General features: G+C 44.3%; 21 protein-coding genes. 2 read left to right on the plus strand and 19 right to left on the minus strand.

Annotated features, from left to right (window positions below; all coding sequences use genetic code 11):
- Positions 1 to 20: 20 nt before the first annotated feature.
- The 3 genes from sipW to AC58QC_RS25300 all read right to left on the minus strand — a co-directional run bounded on the left by sipW (position 21) and on the right by AC58QC_RS25300 (position 2,313).
- Positions 21 to 599 (minus strand): signal peptidase I SipW, encoded by a 579-nt coding sequence (gene sipW / locus AC58QC_RS25290; RefSeq protein ID WP_497417812.1) that lies wholly within the window; start codon positions 597 to 599, stop codon positions 21 to 23.
- Positions 577 to 1,455 (minus strand): hypothetical protein, encoded by an 879-nt coding sequence (locus AC58QC_RS25295; RefSeq protein ID WP_497417813.1) that lies wholly within the window; start codon positions 1,453 to 1,455, stop codon positions 577 to 579. The genes sipW and AC58QC_RS25295 overlap by 23 nt, the downstream gene beginning before the upstream one ends.
- Positions 1,456 to 2,073: 618 nt before the next feature.
- Complete coding sequence (locus tag AC58QC_RS25300) at positions 2,074 to 2,313, minus strand: hypothetical protein (RefSeq protein ID WP_497417814.1); 240 nt, start codon at positions 2,311 to 2,313, stop codon at positions 2,074 to 2,076.
- 233 nt (positions 2,314 to 2,546) lie between these two features.
- Here AC58QC_RS25300 and AC58QC_RS25305 point away from each other — a divergent pair, with 233 nt between their 5' ends.
- Positions 2,547 to 2,876 carry a helix-turn-helix domain-containing protein gene (locus AC58QC_RS25305; protein WP_497417815.1) on the plus strand — a complete coding sequence of 110 codons (330 nt, stop codon included), beginning with the start codon at positions 2,547 to 2,549 and terminating at the stop codon, positions 2,874 to 2,876.
- A 157-nt stretch (positions 2,877 to 3,033) separates the two neighbouring features.
- Here AC58QC_RS25305 and ade read toward each other — a convergent pair whose 3' ends face one another.
- From ade to AC58QC_RS25345, 8 genes are all read right to left on the minus strand, one after another.
- A complete protein-coding gene (ade, locus tag AC58QC_RS25310) occupies positions 3,034 to 4,827 on the minus strand; it encodes an adenine deaminase (RefSeq protein WP_497417864.1) in 1,794 nt (597 codons plus the stop codon).
- Between the two features lie 106 nt (positions 4,828 to 4,933).
- Complete coding sequence (locus AC58QC_RS25315; RefSeq protein ID WP_497417816.1) at positions 4,934 to 5,782, minus strand: DUF3473 domain-containing protein; 849 nt, start codon at positions 5,780 to 5,782, stop codon at positions 4,934 to 4,936.
- On the minus strand, positions 5,775 to 6,440 hold the full coding sequence (locus AC58QC_RS25320) for a class I SAM-dependent methyltransferase (RefSeq protein WP_497417817.1): 666 nt from the start codon (positions 6,438 to 6,440) through the stop codon (positions 5,775 to 5,777). Before AC58QC_RS25320 ends, AC58QC_RS25315 begins: the two co-directional genes overlap by 8 nt.
- Before the next feature lie 42 nt (positions 6,441 to 6,482).
- Positions 6,483 to 7,562 carry a GNAT family N-acetyltransferase gene (locus AC58QC_RS25325; protein ID WP_497417818.1) on the minus strand — a complete coding sequence of 360 codons (1,080 nt, stop codon included), beginning with the start codon at positions 7,560 to 7,562 and terminating at the stop codon, positions 6,483 to 6,485.
- Positions 7,563 to 7,567: 5 nt separating this feature from the next.
- Complete coding sequence (locus AC58QC_RS25330; protein ID WP_497417819.1) at positions 7,568 to 7,906, minus strand: DMT family transporter; 339 nt, start codon at positions 7,904 to 7,906, stop codon at positions 7,568 to 7,570.
- Positions 7,900 to 8,298, minus strand: coding sequence for a DUF2304 domain-containing protein (locus AC58QC_RS25335; protein WP_497417820.1), 399 nt, complete (start codon positions 8,296 to 8,298; stop codon positions 7,900 to 7,902). The genes AC58QC_RS25330 and AC58QC_RS25335 overlap by 7 nt, the downstream gene beginning before the upstream one ends.
- A 2-nt stretch (positions 8,299 to 8,300) precedes the next feature.
- Positions 8,301 to 9,026, minus strand: coding sequence for a glycosyltransferase family 2 protein (locus AC58QC_RS25340; RefSeq protein WP_497417821.1), 726 nt, complete (start codon positions 9,024 to 9,026; stop codon positions 8,301 to 8,303).
- The gene (locus tag AC58QC_RS25345) at positions 9,005 to 10,264 is read right to left on the minus strand and encodes a glycosyltransferase family 39 protein (protein WP_497417822.1); all 1,260 of its coding nucleotides are present in this window, start codon (positions 10,262 to 10,264) and stop codon (positions 9,005 to 9,007) included. The genes AC58QC_RS25340 and AC58QC_RS25345 overlap by 22 nt, the downstream gene beginning before the upstream one ends.
- Before the next feature lie 303 nt (positions 10,265 to 10,567).
- Between AC58QC_RS25345 and AC58QC_RS25350 the strand changes: the two genes are divergently transcribed.
- On the plus strand, positions 10,568 to 10,717 hold the full coding sequence (locus AC58QC_RS25350; protein ID WP_497417823.1) for a hypothetical protein: 150 nt from the start codon (positions 10,568 to 10,570) through the stop codon (positions 10,715 to 10,717).
- Positions 10,718 to 10,766: 49 nt separating this feature from the next.
- Here AC58QC_RS25350 and AC58QC_RS25355 read toward each other — a convergent pair whose 3' ends face one another.
- The 8 genes from AC58QC_RS25355 to AC58QC_RS25390 form a co-directional block, all read right to left on the minus strand.
- On the minus strand, positions 10,767 to 12,488 hold the full coding sequence (locus tag AC58QC_RS25355; protein WP_497417824.1) for a copper resistance CopC/CopD family protein: 1,722 nt from the start codon (positions 12,486 to 12,488) through the stop codon (positions 10,767 to 10,769).
- Between the two features lie 81 nt (positions 12,489 to 12,569).
- Positions 12,570 to 13,628: a DUF4198 domain-containing protein gene (locus AC58QC_RS25360; RefSeq protein ID WP_497417825.1), complete on the minus strand. Its 1,059-nt coding sequence runs from the start codon at positions 13,626 to 13,628 to the stop codon at positions 12,570 to 12,572.
- 32 nt (positions 13,629 to 13,660) lie between these two features.
- Entirely contained in the window at positions 13,661 to 15,403 is a 1,743-nt protein-coding gene (locus AC58QC_RS25365) for a stalk domain-containing protein (protein ID WP_497417826.1), read from the minus strand.
- 72 nt (positions 15,404 to 15,475) lie between these two features.
- Positions 15,476 to 16,783: a plastocyanin/azurin family copper-binding protein gene (locus AC58QC_RS25370; protein WP_497417827.1), complete on the minus strand. Its 1,308-nt coding sequence runs from the start codon at positions 16,781 to 16,783 to the stop codon at positions 15,476 to 15,478.
- A 312-nt stretch (positions 16,784 to 17,095) separates the two neighbouring features.
- Positions 17,096 to 19,504, minus strand: a complete 2,409-nt coding sequence (locus tag AC58QC_RS25375; RefSeq protein WP_497417828.1) for a penicillin acylase family protein — start codon at positions 19,502 to 19,504, stop codon at positions 17,096 to 17,098.
- 20 nt (positions 19,505 to 19,524) lie between these two features.
- Positions 19,525 to 21,102: an AMP-binding protein gene (locus AC58QC_RS25380; RefSeq protein WP_497417829.1), complete on the minus strand. Its 1,578-nt coding sequence runs from the start codon at positions 21,100 to 21,102 to the stop codon at positions 19,525 to 19,527.
- Between the two features lie 117 nt (positions 21,103 to 21,219).
- Entirely contained in the window at positions 21,220 to 22,446 is a 1,227-nt protein-coding gene (locus AC58QC_RS25385) for an RtcB family protein (protein WP_497417830.1), read from the minus strand.
- Between the two features lie 34 nt (positions 22,447 to 22,480).
- The gene (locus tag AC58QC_RS25390; RefSeq protein ID WP_497417831.1) at positions 22,481 to 23,263 is read right to left on the minus strand and encodes a nucleotidyltransferase domain-containing protein; all 783 of its coding nucleotides are present in this window, start codon (positions 23,261 to 23,263) and stop codon (positions 22,481 to 22,483) included.
- Positions 23,264 to 23,287: the final 24 nt, after the last annotated feature.

The following is a 23,287-nucleotide window of genomic DNA, read 5'->3' on the forward strand; positions in this document are numbered from 1 at the left end:
CTTATTTGAGATAAGGAAGTTCAAACGTTAGTTTTCGTGTCAACAATTGTTTCTTTACTTTTGATTTCCAACTTTGATATCGCACTCCAAATATTTATAATGGAATAAATTACAAGAAGTATTCCAGGGACAATAAGGAACCAAATAGTACCAGATTTTGATTTAGCAAATTCAATGGCATAGCCTAGCTTCGGAATAGTTAGTCCTGTATATATAGCCACTACATTTTGGGGTAATACCAGTTCACTATCGGGTGCAGGATTATTATCACCCTTCGTTTTATACATCACTTGGCCTTTTGTGATAACATCAATAATTCGGTGAGTGATAAGAATTTGTTTCCCATCATTCATTTGTTTAAAAGTAACCACATCACCTGTATTTAGTTTTGTCGTATCACCACCAGGTTTGACTGCAATGACTGATCCAGTTTTAATTCCCGGTTCCATGGAACCGGAGAGTACGGTTTTTATTTGGTAACCAAATATGTTAGGCTCACCTTTAGATGCCTTAGAAAGAAATACAGCATATCCTGTGGTAAGCATCAGAATGAACAAAGTAACTGTTAGAAAACCACTAAACCATTTCTTTATTTTCATTAGGGGATATCACTCCTTCTGTCATTTTTATATTTCCTATCCGAATTTTTACATGATGTTGATTGAAGATTTCTTTCGATCGTGCAGTCAACGAAATCACAGGTGTCGGATTTGGTTGTGTAATTATAGGAGGGTTGTACACGTTGTCGGTTACAGTTGCGTCACCATTAGGTAATCTAGGCGTGACTACTTGTATTGGTTGTGTAGTAACTGGAGTTTTGTACACGTTGTTGGTTACAGTTGCGTCATCATTAGGCAACATAGGCGTGACTACTTGTATTGGTTGTGTAGTAACTGGTGTTTTGTACACATTGTCGGTTACGGTCGCGTCACCATTGAGTACAGTTGGTGTAATTACTATTATCGGTTGTGTAATAACTGGAGAGCTGCACGCGTTACCGGCTACAATTGCATCACTTGGTAACATTGGCATATTTACTGGAGTTGGTTGGGTCATCTCTTGCGTATTGTACACGCTGTTAGTTACCGTTGAACCACCCGCATTATTAGGGACTGTTGGCGCATTCATTAGTGTTGGTTGAGTTATCTCTTGGGTGTTGTACACATAGCCAGTTACCGTTGCATCACTCGCATTGTTTGGTAACGCCGAAGTATTGTACACGCTTCCGGTCACTGTTGTGCCAATGGGACCGCACCTTCCAAAATTCGGTAGTGTTGATATTATTCCTGAAATACTTTCAATATCATTGAATCTTGCATATGTAGTATCAATAACCTTTAGTTGTGAGCCATGAATCAATAGTAGGCAGAAGACACCTGTTAATGTTGATGTAATAATATGATGCTGGCCCAAGATACTATCCTCACGATTCCTAGAAGAACGCTTACGACGCATTTTTAAATCACTCCGTGTTCTTCATCTCATAAACGATTAAGATACCAAATTTTCTGGTATGTAATCTCATCCTTAAAAAAGGGCTTGACCGGCGATCATGATAAACTTTCTTTTAAAGAACGCCTAGAACACATCGGTTGTTCACTAATTTCTTTATTTTCGTTCTTTATTAAGAACCGATAGGCTGATTATATAGGTAAAAATAACCAAAATAAAACGCCAAATACATCTATTTCGCTTGGTTTCCCCAAATAAATCCGTAAATATCTTTAATTATCTCTTGAAATCGAAGGTTTCCTTTTATTTCAAAAAATAAATTATCAGTGAACGGAAATGAGACTTTATTAGGGGGCATCCGCATCTTTTACTTGAGAATCAGTGGATCGGCAAATTCTCCAATAAAACGGAATAAATTTATAAATAATTCTTAATTTTAAATATATATTTTTACGTGTAAAAAGCCCGTGGGAAAGCATCCCCGGGCTTCTTTGTATTTACTTCACAAAAATCTGAACTCTTGTCCCATTCTTTCAAGTTGGCTTGAGATCAAAGATATCCTGCACCATGAATCTCCGCAGGAGTTAAGGAGTTACTTTGTTACAATTTGTATCATTAATATTACAAAAAGCCACTGCTTTCACCTTTCCGAGACTCTGGAACACGATTCATTAAAAATCGTAACTTCCTCGAATAAAGCTTAAGATCCGATTCTTCAGTGGGAGCCTTTTTCTTCGCTGCTATTTCATCCAACATCCCTCTTACTTGTTCCATCATTAATCCTTGATCACGAGCTATCTTCATTAATTGAATCCATTCTTCTTCCTCGCTTGAACTGTTTGACCACGCCTTATTTTCCAATGTAGCGTCCTCCTAAGAAGTCCTCTTCTCTTCATATGCAGCTATAGTCCTATTATAACTAGGATGCCTTACAAAGTTTGTCACTTGTCGTAGGTATATTTCAAATTATTATGCATCTTTATGTAGAATTTTGCTTCGTTTTCATTTTTACAAATTTTATCAGTTTTATACTTTTTTAAATAAACATTTGCTATAATGAAATCATTACATTAACTCTAAAAAGGAAGTTTATTATGATCGGTCAGCGTATCCACCAACTCCGTAATGAAAGAGGGCTGTCCTTATCTGAGTTAGCCGAGAAGGCCTCCATCGCTAAGTCTTATTTAAGCAATGTGGAGAGGGGGATTCAATCCAACCCTTCGATCCAGGTTATTGAGAAAATTGCTGCGGCTTTAGAGGTCTCGATTGAATCCATTCTAGTTGAAACAACTGAAGGAGGAGAATTAGACGCTGGTTGGTATCAACTCGTGTTAGAAGCGATGGCATCAGGTGTGAATAAAGAACAATTTCGGGAGCTTCTGGAGTTTCACAAATGGAAGACAAATCATCCCCAGAAAGAATAGTCCAGTGCTCGGCACCTCATCGCGCGGTCATACCAAAAAGCCGAATCCCAGCAAATCACCCGCTGACTCCTTCGGCTTTTTGGTATGTCATAATGTAATTACGGACAATGTCGTATTTGCCATTAGTGTATCCGGCATAACGAATTGTATTGAGTCGCTAAACAATCTCCACATCAATCAGCTTAAACTGGGTCACATCGACAAGCCCGCGGTTGGAAATGCGAATTTCCGGAATCACAGGTAGAGCGATCAGCGAGAACGTCATGAACGGAGCGTTCATGAAACAACCGATTTGTTTCCATGCTTGGTCCAACTGTGCAACCTCTTGAACGACTTCGGCTAACGGTTTATCCGACATGAGACCCGCAATGGTCAGCGGCACTTGTGCCAGCACGACACCATGCTCAACAACAATCGTACCGCCGCCTAATCGAACAAGCTCATTCGCTGCGAAAGCCATATCTGCTTCATCCAGTCCCATTACAAGTAGATTGTGACTATCATGTGCCACCGTCGATGCGACCGCACCTGATTTAATCCCAAAGCCATGCGCAAAAGCAAGTGAAATTTGGCCTGTACCCTTATGCCGCTCGATACAAGCTAAACGGATCACATCTTGAGATGCATCTGGTTGAATGATACCTTCTACGACACGAAGTTCCGCCGTCATTTTCTCTGTTCTCGCACTATTCTCGATCGTTTTAATGACATTGACTCTCGTCGTATTCTGCTGTACGCGACTCGTAAGCCTACAGTCTTCCACCTGCAGCTCCCGCTTCACATTCATCGAATTGCGTATATGTTCCGGGTAAGTGAAAGTTGGGAATTCCACCACGAGCTCCCCTTGCTCAGCAATCACTTGACCATCCGTAATCACGGTGGAAGGCTCCATCTTCTGCAGATCATCCATTAACAGGATGTCCGCACACTTGCCAGGTGTGATTGAACCCAAATCATGCTCCAGCTTGAAGTAGCGCGCTGCATTGATCGTCACCATTTGGATCGCGGTGACCGGATTAACGCCCTCTTCCATGGCGCGTCGTGCCACATGATTGAGATGCCCTCTCTCCACCAGCGTTTGCGGATTCACGTCATCTGTAACGAGGGAAATATTGGACGTGTTGACGCCATCTTCGGTGACAATCTTGATCACCTCTTTGACATCATGCCACGCAGAGCCCTCCCGAATCATCAGGTGCATCCCCATCCGAACCTTATGCAGACCTTGCTCTCGAGTTACCGTTTCGTGATCTGACGTAACACCAGCTGCGAGGTAAGCTTGCAGCATACGATCATCGTCACTTGGGAAATGCCCTGTAACCGTCTTTCCGCTTTGCAGCGTTGCTTCGATTTCTCCGCACATCTTCGGATCACCGTACACGACACCTGGGAAATTCATGACTTCACCCAGTCCAACCACGTTCTCCCACTGCAGACCCGCTTGAATATCCGCTACCTCCAGCGTAGCACCGGCATCTTCCAAATCATTCGTCGCTGGTACGCAGGATGGAAAAGTCGTAAACACTTTAAGCGGCAGCCCTTGCCCCTCTTCATGCATAAGACGAACACCTTCAGCACCAAACACATTCGCAATCTCATGCGGGTCCATGAAAATCCCAGTTGTCCCTTTGACAATAGCAGCCTTGGCAAATTCCGTAACGGAAAGCATCGTACTTTCCACATGCATGTGGCCGTCCAGCAAGCCAGGCACCATGTATTTCCCAGTGGCATCGATGACACTCGTTTGTGCCCCGATGGTATGGTCAGCTTTCCCTATGTAGGCAATTCGTCCTGCAGCAATTGCTATATCCATATGTGCAAGGAGTTCACCCGAATGCACATTCACTAAGGTACCATTTTGGATAACGAGATCCGCCGCTGCTTCTCCCATGGCAACCTTAGCCAGCGCTTGGCTTACGTCAGTTAGTTTGTTTCTATTGGTGGTATACATCATAGTTTCCGTACTCCTTTGCTCTTACATTAACATGCCTAATAAATATTAAATGTACACTTTAATATATATGTGAGCAACTTATAAAGAGTATCGGACGGGAGGCTTATTTATATTCCCTTTTCAAATGCTCCGAAATCGACGTAAAGGTGAATGCCTTCAACATGATTTCTAGCTTTTCTTTCGTTCCATTCACATTATAGTAATGGATGAAATGCTCTTTGAAGGGAAGCTCCAGCTTGTGCTCCTTCACATCAATTTCCCGTGGATGCAAGTATACAATGGAGCTCTTCCCTTGGCGATTGGCTGATTGAATAGCCTTTCTAATTAAAAATTCAGGGAAAAATCTAAAATAAAATCCGCCGGAGTAACCGATATTTCTTCCAGCCACTTTCATCACAGACATTGGAATCTCGAATAGATCCAATTCTCTGCCATTAACCGTAGGCTTATGAATCTCAGTCGGAGCTGTAGGAATACCATACAAAAAGGTTTTAACAGGAAAGATACTAGCGTCATAGCGTAAGCCCATCTCTTCCAATACTTCGAGATAGTGAAGATTGCTTTCTACAATCGACCACGACGGCGCCCGATACCCCAATACCTTCGTTCCGGTTAGATTTTCGAGGATATCGACTGATTTTTGGACATCCATACGAAACTCTTCTCTAGTTTGCTTATAGGCCAATTCATGGGCATAACCATGAGACGCGACATCATGACCTTCATTCGCTATCGCCTTCACGATATCTGGGTAATCCTCACCAATACAGCCAAGTGTAAAAAAGGTCGCTTTACAACCCGCATCGCTGCACATCTGAAGCAGTGTATCCATATGCGCTCGGAAGCTAGAACCCTTGCTGCGATCCGGTCTTACGTTGTCATAGTTCGCATGAAACCATTCCTCAATATCAAACGTGAGGATGTTTGTCATGGGCTTCGCGGAATTAGACATGCTTCTTGCTCCCCTTAATGGCGAATGAGGTGCATAAACGATCATACACCTTCCATTCTGCGCTTCCCTTGGAAACGTATGGGAAGGGATGATAGATCTTTAAGAACTCGATATGCTCAAATCCGTGCTCGATGAATACTTTCTTAAGTTCATCCATAGCGTACATGTGATCAAACTTCTTGGTCTTCTCGAATAGACGCAGCATTTTCCTCTGCCATGACCTGCGATGCAAGGTTTCAATCAGAAGTGTCCCACCAGGCTTCGTCACCCTAGTTAGTTCCCCGATCACCGCTCGATATTGGTCAATGAGCTGAATCACACCAATACATAATACGAGATCAAACTTGCCCTTCTCAAAATGAAGAGCCGTTAGATCATCCGAAGATGTTCGCAGACCTCTCTCCGCCGCGAATGCAAGGCTTCTCTCCGAGAAATCCACCCCATACACCGTGTTGTTCTGGGCGAGAGGTTCACTAAAGGCGCCTACGCCACAGCCCGCATCCAAAATTTCTTTGCCTTGGAGCTCCCCCAGCCAACGCAACGTGTGATCTCGCTGCAGAAAGAAACTTTCCTCGTTATAATAGTCAGAGGATTGTACAGACGCTCCATGAACCTCTGCCCGCTTGTCAAAATACTGCTTCCAGCTAAGATTAGACATGATTTATTTCCCCCGATTTAGATAACAAATATAGTTTAAACGTTACGGCATCAGATACTTAATAAGCTGCTTGCCAGCCGGTTCTGTCATATAGTTAGGCATTACTTTCCAGAGCTCTATAAATAAGCGAAGCTTTTCTTTGTCTGGAGGACCTTCCTTCTCATCAGCACCCATAACGAAATACTGCAGCTGCTCCGCCTTGGCCCCCCATTGTTCTTTGTACGCATACGTTCCCGAACCTGTCTGAGAACGACCGAGATCAAGCTTCTTGAGACCGCTCTTTATACCAAACTTCACAGCTTCCCAGTACATAAAGTTATTCAGATACTTATGATTATACTGCGTCAGATTAGCGCCATATGGATAATAAAGCGTTGAATCTCCCGGACTCATGACTAGCAGCATACCGCCTGCAACCTCGCCGCTCTCCACATCAATGACCGTTAACAGAACGGAATGATTGGGTAAATATTCAAAGAATCTCTGAAAAAATCGGATATCCTGAGCTGGTGAACCGAGCTGCTTCATTCGCCGGACATACACCTTATGAAATTGTTCCAGATTCCCCTTATCGAAGGAAACCTGAAACCAATTGTTTTTGTAGACCTTCCGAACATGATTTCTATTGCTTCGAGTGGAGAGGGACAATACCTCAGCTTCCTCGGTTAGTGGCAACACAAATGTGTGATTGGTAAGGTTCAGCTTGCCATGACATGTATCCAGTTGTGTACGCAACTGCGACATTTGCGCGTCTATGTTAGAGCTCGTCCCGTCCTTAAGTCTCAGCTCAATGTAGCTCAGACGATATTTCCCCTTAAGTTCAGCAAGTGCAGCAATTGCAAAGTGAGCAGCCAACTTATTTACGGCACAAATGTCGGTGTAATTGACGAAAGGAAGCGAAACAGCTACCTTTTTGAACCCTAAGTTTCGGCCGCAGATCAATGGAATTAAGGCGCAAATATGATCGTTTTGATCAACAACAGCATGATATAAGCAACGATAACCGAACGAATCGAGTAGAATCTGTCTAAAAGCCAACGTATGAAAAACGGTCCCCTGAGACCATGCAAGCCTGTCCCACTCTTCCCTCATGTCTTTTGTAAATGGCAAACAACGGTACATACGGACTATCCTCTCAGCCATAAAATAACGCCAATCATGATAAACACACATCCAGCCCACTTTATAGCACTAATTTGTTCATGGAAAATCATAATAGAAACGAGGATCATAAAAATATATTGAATACTCGACACAAAAGTCACATAGCTCAGATCAAATTGGGATAGGCAATAAATCCAAATAAACGCAGCCAGCGCATAAAAGGCAAAGCCGGTCACAATCAATGGTGTCGTCATATAGCCTAAGGCAATCGCCATGATCCCGCCTTCAAAATTGACAGCTCGGCCACCCAATTTAAGCAATGTACTGGCCACAACAGTCATAAGTACACTAGCAACTAGCATGATATATTTGATGACTTTTCCTCCTTGCTAATCTTCTTCTCCAGCTCTTCCAGTCTAAGCTTCGTCAGACCTAATTCTTGTGTTAGCGTTTTGTTATGCAGCTTTAAGCCCGAAATACTGATACTCGTATTCAGTAGGAGTAGATAGGCAGATGCGATGAGAATGGCGAAAAAAGCGGAAGGCGCATAGTCGATGCCAAGTAGACCAGAGAACCACTCCATCAGATTCGTGAACATGGACATGACTAACGTAAATATGCCGATGACAAACCATACAATGGCGTATTTCTCTCTAAGTCTTCTTGCTCTAACCATCATAAACACGGTACTAATTAGAATTAAACTGAAAATCACACCCATTAATTGCACACTATACAGATGATTTTCGCTCATCATCATACCTCCCACCTTGTCCTTGTTCTTGTCCTTGAATAGGAGAATAAGATTGACATGATCACTTTCGTCATATAGTAGGGACTTTTGATCGGGGTAATGGATGAGACGCCATGTTCACGTTCTCTCATTTCAACACCTATTTCACCGATCCGAAGCCCATGTTTGCTTAGCAGAATAATGGCATCAGGTTCTGGATAATCGTCTGGATAGATTTGGCTTAATAGCTCAATGCTCTTGCGATTGTACATACGAAAGCCTGAAGTCCCATCCGTAATTTTCGTCTGAATCAATAAGCGGAACAAATAATAGAACACTTTAATACCTAACCGTCTTGACCATGTTGTTTGAAACGATTTAATATCTAGAAACCTAGAGCCGATAACCATATCGCAGCCCGTTTGCGTCATGGAAGCATACAGCTTGCTTACCTCGCAGGGAAGATGCTGACCATCGCCGTCAATTTGTACCATATACGCATAACCGTGAGCATCCGCATATTTGAAGCCGGTTTGCACCGCGCCGCCAATCCCTAAATTATAGGAGAGATCCACGACTTTGACTCCTCCTGCTTGCTTGGCTATGTCCGAAGTGCTGTCCTTAGAGCAATCATTGATGACTAGAATATCGCAATTCGGAAGATTCTCTCGTACATCCTTGATTACATTCAAGATATTGCTTTGCTCATTGTAGGCCGGAATTACAATCAGTGTTTGTTTCGTTGCCATAGACGCAGCCTCCCCCTAAGTTTCCTGACTATGAAAAGGATGAAGCTGATCAATCTGTCCAACCCGTACCCACAGACAATGCAGATAAATGGTAACGCAGGCAGCTTGTATCGATACATGCTATCCATGAACAAGACCATGCAAAATATAAATATCGAGAGAATAACCAACCACATAATCGATGCTTTTCTGAAAATACGGTTCTTTATTGCCGCATACGTTCCGAGTAGAAACAGAAGCAATGGGATGACATCTTTGCCAAACTTCATAATCCCATCCATATTCCGCAAATCTGTCTTCCATACCCACCAGCCGAGGAAGGCGATTGCCCTTCTACCATATAACAACAGGACATGGTCCCAATTATGAATAAGAAAGCTTAGGATCACGCTGCCAAAAATATCTATGCGATAATCTGGACGATACACATAGTCATGACTCGAGGGGCTATCATAAATCCACCCTTTGGCATAAATATTATAGAGGATCAGCTTCGCGTTATATTGCAAAGATGCAATGAATGGATTATACGTATGACCAACCGCCAGATAAACGACCGCAGCTAGCGCAATGAATAAAGCGCATACAAAGAGATACCTGTACCGTTTCAGCAAGTCTATTATTTTATATTTGTTAAAATGTATGGCTAGATATAGGAAAATAAAAACTAGTGTCAGCACGCCCGTCGGCCGGAATACCAGCATGATGAGCGATGAAATCGCAAACAACGAGACATAAACTTTCTTATAATTCTCAAGCATTTTAAGCAGCCAAAAGACATTAAGCAGAACTAAACTCATGAAAAAACTATCTGAAAGAATGTACATCGACCAAATCATAATGTTCCATGAGGTGGCATAGAAGTACGAGGCAATAATAGCTGTTATTCGGTTAAATAAGGAAAGTGAAATGAGATATACGAGGACAACACTCAACGCTGTCGTGACAGCCTGTATAAAAATAACGGCATGTGGATCCTTAAACACACCTAACAGCAGCGTGAGAATGAGGTTATAGCCCAAATATAAAAGGTCATTCATATGTAAGCCAATTTTAAAATCTTTTAACAAAGAATATGCGTAGTTTAGATACCACTCTGTATCTTCCGACTTCGGAAATCCCTTCTCTGAGTTCAATTTAATAAAAAAGTAATGCAAAACTTCCTTCAGTGAAAGTAGTACGAGGGGGAGGATATAGATCCATTCGTTGTTTTTGTATTTCTGATAGAGTTGATACACGTTGTTTACATCTCCAAATCTCTAATTGTGATGAAATTGTAAAAAATGTGTGATGGAAATGTGAAAAATACAAAATCCCTTAGATTTTTCGACATTCTTGGAGAAATTCCTTCTTCATTTTGAATATTTAAAAATATATTTATGAGAGCTAAACTGAAGCTCCCATTATGCCGCCACGTGCCGTTCGAAATGATGTCATTCAATCGATTTTTAGCGAAAGACGATAGCTTTTATTGATTGTTAAATCCCCAAAAAAATGATACGCTATTTATTGTAAGATATACTTTACAGGGTGGTGTAAGGATGAAAAATGAACAAGACAAGCCTATGTATTATGATGGAAGCGGTACAATTCAATTGCCAAAAAAAACGCTAGATTCCAAGGATATCATTATTAAACCCGTAGGTGTAAAAATCGAGCACGTTCAGATCCCTTACTTTCCTTATCAGTAAAATGTTGAGGCTTTGTCCAAACATCTAAGGAGGGACACGCGTCCCTCCTTCATAATTCAGGCGGAGCTGTTGTTGAAAGCATGCCAGCAAGCAAAAAAATTACAATAGCTAGCACAATTTCCAGACGAACTCCCCATAAAAATCTTTTGAGAACAATCGTGTCAGCAACCGTATTCCTCAGTATCATAGCTTTCATTTGAGGCATCAGTATCAGTCGGTGAAAGCCTGCAATCATTATAATGACTATAAATGTCGATGATTTGGCCAGCACTAATTGGCCATAATCGCTCTGAAATAGTGCTTCCCAACTTTTTAGCCGGTACAAAGAAAGTATAATTCCGCTTATGGATACGACACCCATGGCCGGTAGTGCGAATGAGGAAAATCGCCCAATCAATTTGTTCAATCGAGTTAAACTCTCGAGCGTATAGTCGCGTTTACTTGTTGCAGCCCATACAGCAGTTAATCCTCCGAACCATATAGCTGCGGCAATCATATGTAGTCCGTGTGTCAAAACGCCGTACCAAACACCGGATACAGAAGCATAAGCATGTCCAGTTAACGGAAACGTGACAATGAGTAGAATGGCTAATGTCGCTTTCAAAAAGAAAGTCCTGCGTTCATCCCTTGTCGGGACGAAGGTTAATACAAGCATCCAACCTACTAAAGCAGGTCGTATCCACGAAGTCATACCGATCATCGTTGAGGGTATGATTGTTCTCAAGTTATTCCAAACACTTTTCAAACTGCCTCCGCTCAACTGGTCCGCCAACATCCAATCATGCAAAGCCCCCGACATAAACAAAAGGACCAATACGATGACATATATCCGACGCTCATTGCTTTGTGAACGTATGTCCCTGGTTACCTTCTGAGGAAAATCCCAACTAACAAATTTAATAAACAGTACACCTGATAGGACAATCGTTGCCAGCACATCTAAAATCCGCAGTAAATGATAGATGTTACTTCGCCAAGTTTCAGTTTCGGGATGCTGTACATTTGACTCCAACTCTACTTCACTCTCTGTAGTCTCCTTCATCTTCCCTGCTTCGGATTCCGGTGACATCTCGATAACTGGTGTTGAATCCTGACCATTGTCCAAATGAATGGGATTTTCTGTGTTAGCAGTAGTAATCCCGCTATTGATCTTCTCTTTGTTTTCCTGGGCTTCATTTTGCAAAGACGTAGGCGGTTGTTTGGGGCTCGATTGTGGTTGAGGTGATGAAAGAGCAGGCTTTTCAATTTCGGGTTTTAATTCAGGATTAGGCTTTAATTCAGGCTTTATTTCGGACTTTATTTCGGACTTTATTTCGGGCTTTATCTCTGGCGTTGACTCCGCTTTAATAGGCGCTGCACTTGGCTCAGATGAGGGTACGGCCATCTCTAGTGAAATGGTTTCGCTCGGCTTCTCTTTGTTTATCGGAACCGCAACGGAGAATCGGAAAGAGCCTTCAGTCACATGCGTATCAGCAGACAGGACCTGCCACTTCACCTTATAGATTCCATCATCCAGCTTTGGGATTGTATAAATCAACCATCGATCTTCAGCTGCGCTTAACTTGCCGCCGATTAATTTGCCATTTCGATCCTCAATCGTAATTTGACTCAATTTCGAGTCAACCGCTTCCGTAAACTGAACACGAATTTCAGTAGGTGACTCCTTAAGAACTGCATCCTTCAACGGTGTAGATCGCGCCATACTGGCATGAGCACTTACTTGAGAGGGCAGCCCCAGCAAGACAACGATCAGGCATAAAGCAAATCTCAACCATGGGTACCTCAACAGCACACATCCTTCCAGAACAAACAGAGCCGCATGATAGGAAATGATGGGCTCTGTTGTATGGTTCTATGGTTTGGTGTAAATCAGGACCGCTGCTCGAGATTCCCCTACTGCAGGCAAATATTCGACGGTTGCTCCCAAGCTTTCTGCAGCAGTTCGAAGTCCTACTAGCCCCTCTTTGCTATAGGCTGGATCCACATGTTCCTGCAGAAATGACGCATTAACATAAGTTACACCTTCTTGGTTGATAATGTCCTCCCCTTCAATTAATTTCCCATTCACATAAACATGAGGAATCGGATTTACCTGACCCAAGGGCAAATGAACAGAACCCTTCTGCACCCTATATGTCATCGTTAGCGAATAATTTACTTTGGAGTACTCACCCACTTTGCTTTCGTCCGTTGAAATGGAAGCTCTCAATAAATAGTCATCTGCTGGCCCTGTTTGGAAGGTAATCAGACCATTGGCATCTGTTTGAAAGGTTTCCGCCTCGGAATTGCTTCGACGAATGAGCGATACTTCCGTATTCTCTACTGGTTTCCCCTTCATAAGAAGCTGAACAGCAACCTTTTCATTCGGCGTAACGGCTGCAGGGTTAAAAAGCGGGACGAATTCGGCACGGTCAAGATTGACTGGCTTAGAGAATCCACGCAATGCTTTAACCCGGTCGACCGTCGGAATGTCACTTATGGCCACAAATGATTTGGCACTGCGAAGCGACCGGCTAGCCGCCGTTGTGTTGATGCTATCTGCTTCGGCGGTAACCACATAGGCACCGGGTGCAGATGATGTGAAGCTAGCGACAAAGCCATTATTAACCGCAGGCTCTTTGTCCGTGGCCGCTTCGCCTGTGTAGAAACGCGTGGCTGTAATATCTACCTTTTTACCTGCAGGCGTCGTTACATATACCTTGGAGGTATCTGGGCTCCACTGACCAGCAATCCGATAACTCTTATGCTCATTCGAGTGATTGCCAAGCAGCAGTTCCACATAGGATACTTCGCCCTGAGCCATGATTGGAGCGTTAGTTTGAGACCAACCATCATGGGCAAACGCCTGTGCTGCCAGACTGAATGTGAGCGCTGCGGTAAGCGCGATGATTGCTATTTTCTTCCTACGCATGCGTATTAAATCCTCCATTAGGTTAGATAGTGTTATTCAACGATCACTGTTGCTTGCATGCTCGTATGGGTAGAACAATAGTATGTATACGTGCCTGGCCGAGTAAAAGTATAACTAAATTTATCACCTGGAATAATGTTTCGGCTTTCAAATTGAACGTTAAGATCTGTAACGGTATGAATTTGCGTATCCTTGTTGATCCAAGTCACTTTGGTACCTGCTTTTACCCTGAGCTCCTTGATAGAAAAAGCTGCTTGATTGATCGTCACGATTTGCTCACCTGATTGTGTTATAGCGGATGCATCCTCAGGTGTTTGCGAGTGTGTGCCCATATCCATGTTCATGCCCGCGTGCATGTTCATTTCATGTTTATCCGGATCATATATGAGCGTGACATTCCCCGTTGCTGGATCATATCTAACTTTAGCTCCGAGGTTCTCAGAGACAAATCTAAGCGGAACCATACTGAATCCATTTTGGTTAATTGGCTGCTGATCCAAGGTAAGCTCTTTGCCATTTATTACGACTTTTGGTCGATCAATCCATAGTTGAATTCGGGTATCCTTGGTCGAATAAACAACCGATTTCTCCTCATCGATCCAGCGAATCTCGGCTCCCAGCTCATTCCCGATGAACCTTAACGGGACATATGTCGTATCGTCGATCAGTTGCGGCGGAACCTCTAACTCGGTCGGTTGCCCGTTCACTTGTACAATCGCATCTCCGGCATGCAAAACAATCGATTTACTCGCTGCAGAAGCGATGCTGACCATCGTATGCAATCCGCCTGGATACACGCCATTATTCGTATTGTCTACGATATTGTGACTATGGAAGGGGAAATCGCCGTCCTGTGTGAAGGTAATTAGCAAGTCGTATCTTTCCGCCGGGCCGACATTAATTGTATCCTTATCCAAATAAGCCGGTAACGGCCTCCCATCAGAAGCAATGACTTGAAAATGATGACCATGCAAATGCAAAGCATGTGCCTGATAGCCCGAGTTAATCACGCGAACTAGGATCGTTTCTCCGACTTTGCCTTCAATTAAGGTTGTTGGATCGGCTTCTGTATCTGGAAAAGCCTTTCCGTTAATCGTCCAATATCGCGGATGGAAATCGGTACGATCGTAGGCAGTGCCCGTTTCAACGGCTTTATGCCAAACAGGATCAATTTCATTCATAACAAACGTATATTCTTTGTCATAGGCTGGGCCGCCAGTCCATGCTTGATTTGCTCCGTCTTTTGCTTTGACAATAAATGCACCATGCATGCCCATCTGCAAATGTTCCACAGTATCCACATGACAATGATAAAAATAGGTACCTGCATGGTCTGCCGTAAAATGATAAGTAAAGCTATCACCCACCAAAATATCTGTTGAGGTATGCGGTACCCCGTCATTGGCTTGATCCGTATCGAGTCCATGGAAATGGATCGTATGGGCTAACCGCTTTATGCCCGTTTTTTTGGGTCCGATGTTGGTTAACGTAACTTCTACCTGATCCCCTTCGTTCACAATTAAAGTTGGCGCAGGATATACGGCAGTTCCTTGTTCGTTCTTTAAACTGTATCCCCAGACATACACCTGAGTTTGATCGGGTAACGTTAAATAGCCGTCTGTCGCATACAAATGGAACTTCTTAACTGTCACAGCACCCTCAGCCATAGCGAACTGAGATTGGAAATATAGGAAGCCGGTTAACACAATAATCGCTGCGGAAAAGAAGAGAAGACACGCTCGGCGCAGCAATCTATTCGAACCTATCGTATTCATCGCGTGCAGTCCTCCTGGTAAAAAGCATGAGAGAAGCAGTAACGCTTCTCTCATGTCCTCATTAATTGTCAATTAATTAATTGTAACTGTGGCTAATTTCAATGCTTCGTTCCAGCTATAGCTGCCGCCGAGCAAACTAACCATATCTTGAATCGCAGCGTAGCTATGTCCGTCTATGATTTGTGGTGCAAGATCGGATAGAAACTGTTTGCCGTTGATGATGACCTTAACGCCTGGTGTAGGTAATAGCTGTGCAGGCAGGTCATGTGTGCCTCCAATGTTAACAACCACGGCGTGCAGATTATCATTCCATACCGTAGTCCCGCCTAAAGCCGCGATCACAGGGACAATCGCCGCATACGCATGATTATGATACAGCTGCGCCGACGCCGTAGTGAATGGCTTGCCGTTCACCATAAGCTTAACTGCACCTTTTGGCGCAACAACAATTGTACCTGTCATTTTACCGCCTGAATGCAAGTAACATTCATAGGTATAGCTACCCGCTTTGGTAAAAGTCAGTGTGTACGACTTTTGCGCCATGAGCATACCAGAATTGGTAAACCCGCTGCCATCAAATTTACCCCCACCAGCAGGAGCAAAAAATGCGGGATTCAAATCCCCCATCGGGCCGAAAAAGTTTAGATCAGCCGGTTTATTAAAGGTAATGAAATGGGGTTCGTATAAGTTGTCGTTCGTCCATTCTACGGAATCGCCCTCGTTGATATATAGAAATTCTGGCATCATCGTATTCAACGTGAAGCCGCGATGGCCCATACCCGCATTCACCATATACATTGTGCTGCCATCTGCATTATGCATGTAGTGATCATTCATATTCATTTGTTTCAAGACATCCACTTGTGCCAGAAGATCGTCTACATCGGACTTAACACTAGCCATTTGTTCAATGAGATTTGGAATGGAAGCACCTGCTGGAAGAACTACAACCGTCCCTGTCATGAGTGGATGCAAAATACAAGCGTAACCATATGCCCCAGCTTTCGTAAATGTAATCGAATAATCTTGACCCGGTGTCAGAATGCCTGAGTTGATCAAGCTTTTGCCATCCCACTTGCTTCCACTAGGAGCGGAAGGCGCTAGATTTTTCGGATCTTCCGGACTAATCGGTGCTGACCCTGCAAGGAACGTTACCGTGTGAGGCGTAAACTTCGCACCGTCCGTAAATTTAACAGTATCCCCTTCATGAACATAAATGACTTTCGGAAACATCGAATCCAAAGACGTTTGATCTTGCTCCTTTCCTACGGAAACATTCCACGTTTGTGGAGCGGCGGTACTATCTGCCGCAAATGCAGTTCCAAACGAAGTGAGCATTAAAGCTGAAGATAACAATAAAGCCAATACCTTTTTGCGCATTCAACAATTCTCCTCGCCAAATAAATTTGTATGTAATCCTTGATTGGATAACACCCATTAAGATATTGGTGCAGTCCGATACGTATTGTATCAAAATGATTGCGATTCAATCAATAGTTTTGTATGGTAAAACTTACAATTCCTCCATAAAATTTTGATAAAGAAAAGAACTGAATCCTCTACATAATTTCAATGATGAGCGACCGCTATTCTGCCCCACAAAGTGACGCAAACCTTCGAAGCAAAGTCCATAAAAAGAAACCCGAATGATCGGCACTGTTAAAGTGCTCTCTTTCGGGTTTCTTTTACATCTTATTCAGGAATCAATGCCAGATGATAGCTTCCGGTCTGATAAACAGATGGCGTCATGCTGGTCACATGGTATCCGCCGGTCGTCCAGTCATCGACCTGATCGTGGTACCATCGGCTCAGCACATGCCCCGACTGACCGGGACCGACCACATTAAACGATTTCAGCGGATCCGCAAGGTCAATCACTGTACGCCATGCGCCTCCGTGATTCACTTCTCCGGTCGTTTTATCCCAACCCGCCGCACCAACGGTAACGCGACTGCCGCCCATTGCGACTGGCTTCGCGTTAAATATCAGATCCAGTGGTTTTACGGAGCCAAGCGGATGTGCGAAATCTACCTGATGGAACTTGCCCCATTGCCATTTTGTCAGCTGTTTGCCTTGTAAGCTGACCGCTTGATCGACAGCAAGCTGCAGCGCCTTCATCGCCACCTGTTCAAGACCGCCTTTGCCGTCAATCCAAGGCTCTTTCTGTCCTTTCAGCGATTTGCGGATCAACTCATCCTTCACAATCGCTTTATCTTCAAATAGCTTCATCAAGTCATCGGAAAGCTCTGGCTTGAACACCACATCGTCAAAACGCTGCATCCACAGCTCATACACCAGCGGTGCCGCTTGCTCTGGATCATTGAACTTATTCCAATTCTGCAGCAGCTGGATCGACTCCCGATCAATCGGACGCAGTGCGGCACTGTCCTTCACCTTGGCGATCAGACCGCTGAGAAACTCCTCCGCTTGCAGATTTTTGCGGTCGAACTGCAGCTTCTGCAGATCCTCCGGCGTTAGCACTTGCTTGCTTTCGAGCACCTGTTGGATACGCGCCTCGCGATACGGCTGTGCCCAGCTATCCGTGATATGGTACGGGTAACTGTCATCTATGACCTTGTTGTTCGCGGTCGCAATGTACCCCTTCGGCGGATTAACGGTTGTTGGAAGCTTATCCCACGGAATATAATCTTCCCATTCATACTCGTCCGTCCAGCCTGGTACTGGAAGTGAACCATTGCCCTTCTTGCGAATTGGAATATTTCCGTTCGCACGGTAAGCAATTGTGCCATCATCCGATGCGAAAACGAAGTTCTGCGCCGGAGCCTTGAAGTACGCCAGATTTGTCTTGAACTCCTCCCAATTGCGAGTCTTGGCAAAACGCTGAACAGCCTCCAGTTCAGTCGTCGGCTCCAGCGCAGTCCATTTCATAGCAAGCGCTGTGCCCTGTTGTTGATCCTTTGCAAATTCGGAAATGATCGGCCCATGCCGCGTTACGAGGACTTCATAAGGCACAGAAGGTTGTCCTTTAATCTTAATCTCCTCGTTATATACTTTCGCCGCTTCCCACTTGCCCATATACTCGAACTCATGTGGATTGCTCGGATTCCTTTTCTCAATGTAAAGATCCTGCACATCAGGTCCGAGATTCGTTACTCCCCAGGCAATATGCTGATTGTGCCCAAGAATAATGCCCGGAACACCTGCGAAAATTACACCGCTCACATCAAGATCCGCAGCATGCAGATGCGTTTCATACCAGATGGATGGCGTGCTTAAGCCCAAATGCGGATCATTCGCCAGCATCGGCTTGCCAGAAGCTGACTTAGCGCCCGACACGACCCAGTTGTTGCTGCCGTTGAACGGATCTGGAATGACCGCAGCCGAAGCTAATGCCGTTAGATCCACCGGATTGTCCATCATAGCCTGAATAATCGTAGCTCCGTCCTTTGGATAGGAGGGGAACAGCGACTGCGCCATATCCGGGGAAACTTGCTGAACAAGCTGATAGCGAAATGCTTGTCCCTGCCAATGTCCGCCCAGATCGTAAGCCATATATTTACCAATGGTCAACGAATCGACTGGCAACCATTCCGTCGGCTCGTAGCCTAGAATCTTGAACTCAATCGGCAGCGATCCTTTTTCCTTAGCTTGGCGGATATAATTGTTCACGCCTTGAGCATACCAATCCATTACCTTCTTAGACTCTTCGGAATACACATTCAGCGAATCTTCTGCCGCTCGGCGCAGTCCGAACGCTCGGAAAAACTTATCGCGATCGATCGCCTTTTCACCAACAACTTCACTCAATTGTCCGGACGCCTGACGTCGGCTCAAGTCCATCTGGAACATCCGATCCTGCGCCGTCACGTAGCCCTGTGCCATGTACAAATCATGCTCGCTCTGAGCCTCAATGTGCGGCACCCCCGAGGCGTCCCGCCAAACAGAGACGGGCTTTTCCAACCCCCTAATCTTTAACTCCCCTGTACTGACCGGTAAGCTTTTGTTCACCAGCCAATACAGAAAACCGCTTGCACAAGCAACCAATAAAACGATAATTAAAACAATGCTGCCTAGTACCCGTGGCCAACGCTTTCTTCGCTCTTTTCTTTGTGAAAAAGTGACGACTCCCGATTTATACATGTCAGTCTCCCTCAGATGTTTTATAGACTTATTTGTTTTGCTTTTTCGGCAAAGGTCACATAGTCCGTTTTCCCGCTTCCAAGAAGAGGCACGGAATGCGTATAAGCCATTTTAGCTGGAATCAGAAGAGCTGAGCGCTTTTGCTGAATAATGTATTTTCGAAGTACCTTTTCATCGGTATCTTCTTTTGTCGTGTATAAAATGACATGCTCTCCTTTTTTCTCTGCGGGCACGCTGACCGCGTAAAAGCCTGTATGACTAAAGCATTCCATCGCCAGCTTCTCAACTAGATTCAGCGAAACCATCTCGCCTCCAATTTTCGCAAAGCGCTTCAGTCTTGAATGAATACTTATAAAACCGTCTTCGTCTACGGAAGCTATGTCACCGCAATCATGCCATTCGTCAAGTGGTACATAACCTTTTCCATGGATGAGATACCCTTTCATGACATTGGGACCTTTCACATGAAGGTTGCCTCCCATTGTTATACCTTCAACCGGTACAATCTTAAACTCGACTCCCGGCACAAAACGTCCAACTGTTCCTTTTCGAATAGCCTCGGGCGTATTGAGCGATAAAATCGGCGATGTCTCTGTAACGCCATACCCTTCTAGGATCGTAATGCCGAAACGATTGTGCCATAGCCCAGCAACTTCTTCTTTAAGCTTCTCTCCTCCGGCAATCACATAACGCATACTTGAAAAATCTTGATCACCTGCGTATGTAGCATACCCCTCCAAAAACGTGGAAGTTCCGCACATGATCGTCGATTTCGTTCTGCGGACCATTTGAGGAATTTCTTTGTAGTGTAGCGGACTTGGATACAAATATAGCGGTAATCCGTTTAACACCGGCAGGATGACCAGCATTAAACCGAAACAATGAAACATGGGTAAAGAATTGAACACTTTGTCCTGGCTGTTAATATCCAGCACAGCAAGTGCCTGCTTAGCATTAATAAACAGGTTGTCATGACTGAGCACAACGCCCTTCGGTTTGCTTTCGGTTCCTGAAGTAAACTGGATGATCTCGTTGACCTCACAATAGGCTTTTTTCCCAGTTACATACAGCAACAAGCCCTTCAGTTTATCACCAAACGTAATTTCCTTCTGAATATCCTCCAAATACAGAATACGATACCCTGTTGAAAGGTGGTCAATTACGCCATGAAGATTGCCTTTCTCTATAAATAGCCTGGAGGTTAAAATGGTTTTTATGGAAGCGGTTTCACAACAATCATTTAGCGATTCAGCTCCCATTGAAAAATTGAGCATGGCTGGTGTTTTCCCGATCCGAAACAACGAAAAAATCGTAACAATGTTCCCGATCGCATTCGGCAAAAAGACGCCAATGTGTTGCTCTTTTGCCAAAACCGATTTTAATTTGATACTTAACACATTAATAGATAGAATTAATTTTTTATACGAAATGGAAGCGTTGATATCTTCTACTATTTTCGTGTTAGCCCCCACTTTATTAGAAATTTCAATAAGTTCGTTGTAAAGATTTACGTTAGATTTCGATTGTAAGGAACGAATGAAATTAGCCTCAATCGTTTTTTGTGTATTAAATGGATTGTGTCGGTCATCGTATGTCATGAAATAGGCCTTCCTCTCGTAAACTAGCATCTATTAGTATAGCATAACCGACACTTTCTGACAGTACGTTAACTCTAAAAAGCCCTGATTTCTCAGGGCTTTACGATCAACTTATACTTAATCCTTATACGGATCAAACTCATCCGCCCCAGCCATACAAACACCGATTGGCTTCAACACATGCAGAACCTCTATCGTCTCCTCATGCGCGCCCAGCACATCTTCCAGCTTCCGATAGACAAAGGGACTTTCGTCCGTACCTGCTCCACGGAGCTCAACACCGTAATCGTTGACCGCGTCCATCATGCGATCTGTTGATATTTGTCCGCCGCTACGGGTGCGGGTTTTCCAGTTCATTTTGCCTGCTGCCTGCGTCCGACTCATAACCCTGCCTGCACCATGCACGGTGCTGTAGAAAGCATCCCTGTTCTCCTCGGTATCTTTCCCTCTGACAATCACGGAGATATCACACATGCTGCCCCCGATAAAGCCCAATTGCCCAGGTGCAGAAGGCGTAGCCCCTTTACGGACCACTACGGTCTCCTGACCATTATGAACCTCTTTCCATGCAAAATTGTGGTGATTATGCACCGCGAAATCCGCTTCTGCTCCTAAAGTAGCAAGTACCTGCTCCATCACATAATCTCGCCCCGCATAGGCATACCGCCCTGCCAGCTTCATGGCTCTGTAGTACATGTCTCCCAGTTCGCTCGACAAATCTAAAAGAATCGGCGGTTGATCCATCTTCTCACCTGGTGCGTTGCCCAGAAATTCGCGACCGGCCGACAGATTGATGAAACCGCTCGCTGTCTTATGGCCAAAACCGCGGCTGCCAAAATGATTCGCCACCCACACTCGGCCCGTGCTCACTTCCTCAAACACATCCACGAAATGATTCCCGCTGCCTACGGTTCCAAGCTGATCACGCGCTAGCGCCTTTAATTTGTCATGCTCTTGTTTACCAATTGTTTTATACACATCCCAATCTGGGTCATCGAACAACGCATGATCAACCTTCTCGTTGTTTACACGCCCGATACCGAAGGAAATTTTACGTGCAATTTGATCCATCATGCCTACCATGCGAGGCTTAATATCCGTCGCCATTAAGTCTGTTCTAACGGCTTTATTCCCGCAAGCGATATCATAGCCTACGCCTGATGGGGATAATTGACCATCGTATACGACAACCCCGCCTATCGGCTGGCTATACCCTTTATGATGATCAGCCATTAAAAGCGTTTGAACGACTCTTCCTGTTTCTGAACATGTTTTCGCTTGTGACAAAGCGCCTTCATCTGGTTGCCCCCAGACACGTACGCCGTCTATATTTTGATAGGCCATGTAGTTCAGCTCCTGTATTTGAAAATTGTAAACCCTATCCCCATACTTCCCTCAATGCCGAGCGAAACAAATCGTCTAGCTGCCGATCCTGACCACCTTCACCAACCTGCATGGTGGATGCGGTTCGATCATAGTAGGCTATTCTCGCCTCTAAAAACTCGTTAATTGGATTGATTCTTGGCTCATAATCCATCTCGTCACCTGCTATTTTACGAGCAAGCAGCTCTTGAATAGCCGCCTTCAGCGGACTGCCTTCTGGTACTAAACGGTCGACAAGATCTTGAAACTCGATGGGTGGCATTGTGTTATTTCGCTCAATCCATTCACAGGCCAAGATCGGACGCAGGACATAGAAATACTTTTTGATTTTGACATGATCACCTTGCAAGTATTCCCGATAATTCCCTTTTGCCATGTGCAGATAGTGATGCATACAAGATTTTGGCGAAAAGGTGAGTGGCGAAATGCGACGGATTTGATCGGCAATCGTGAAATTCTCCATATAAAGTATGGGAGACTGTAACCACTCTAGTAAAGGCGGATTCGACTTACGAAACAAATTCAAGGCCTTCTTCAAGTCCCATCCATTGATATCCAGCAAATCACTGATCGGTCGCTCGATGACATCGCGCTTCTCAAAAATCGATAGATACCAATCCACAGGCCTGATGTATATAAATCTTACATCGTAATCGCTATCTTTGGACGGGAAGCCCCATGCTCGACTGCCTGATTCACAAGCATACAAGATGCCTATGCCTTCTTCCTTCTCGATCCGTTTCAATTCTTCTAGGATTTGTTGTTGTACATCGGACATGCGGTTCTTCCTCCTTTGTTCATG

It is taken from the genome of Paenibacillus sp. J22P51 (assembly GCF_059692215.1).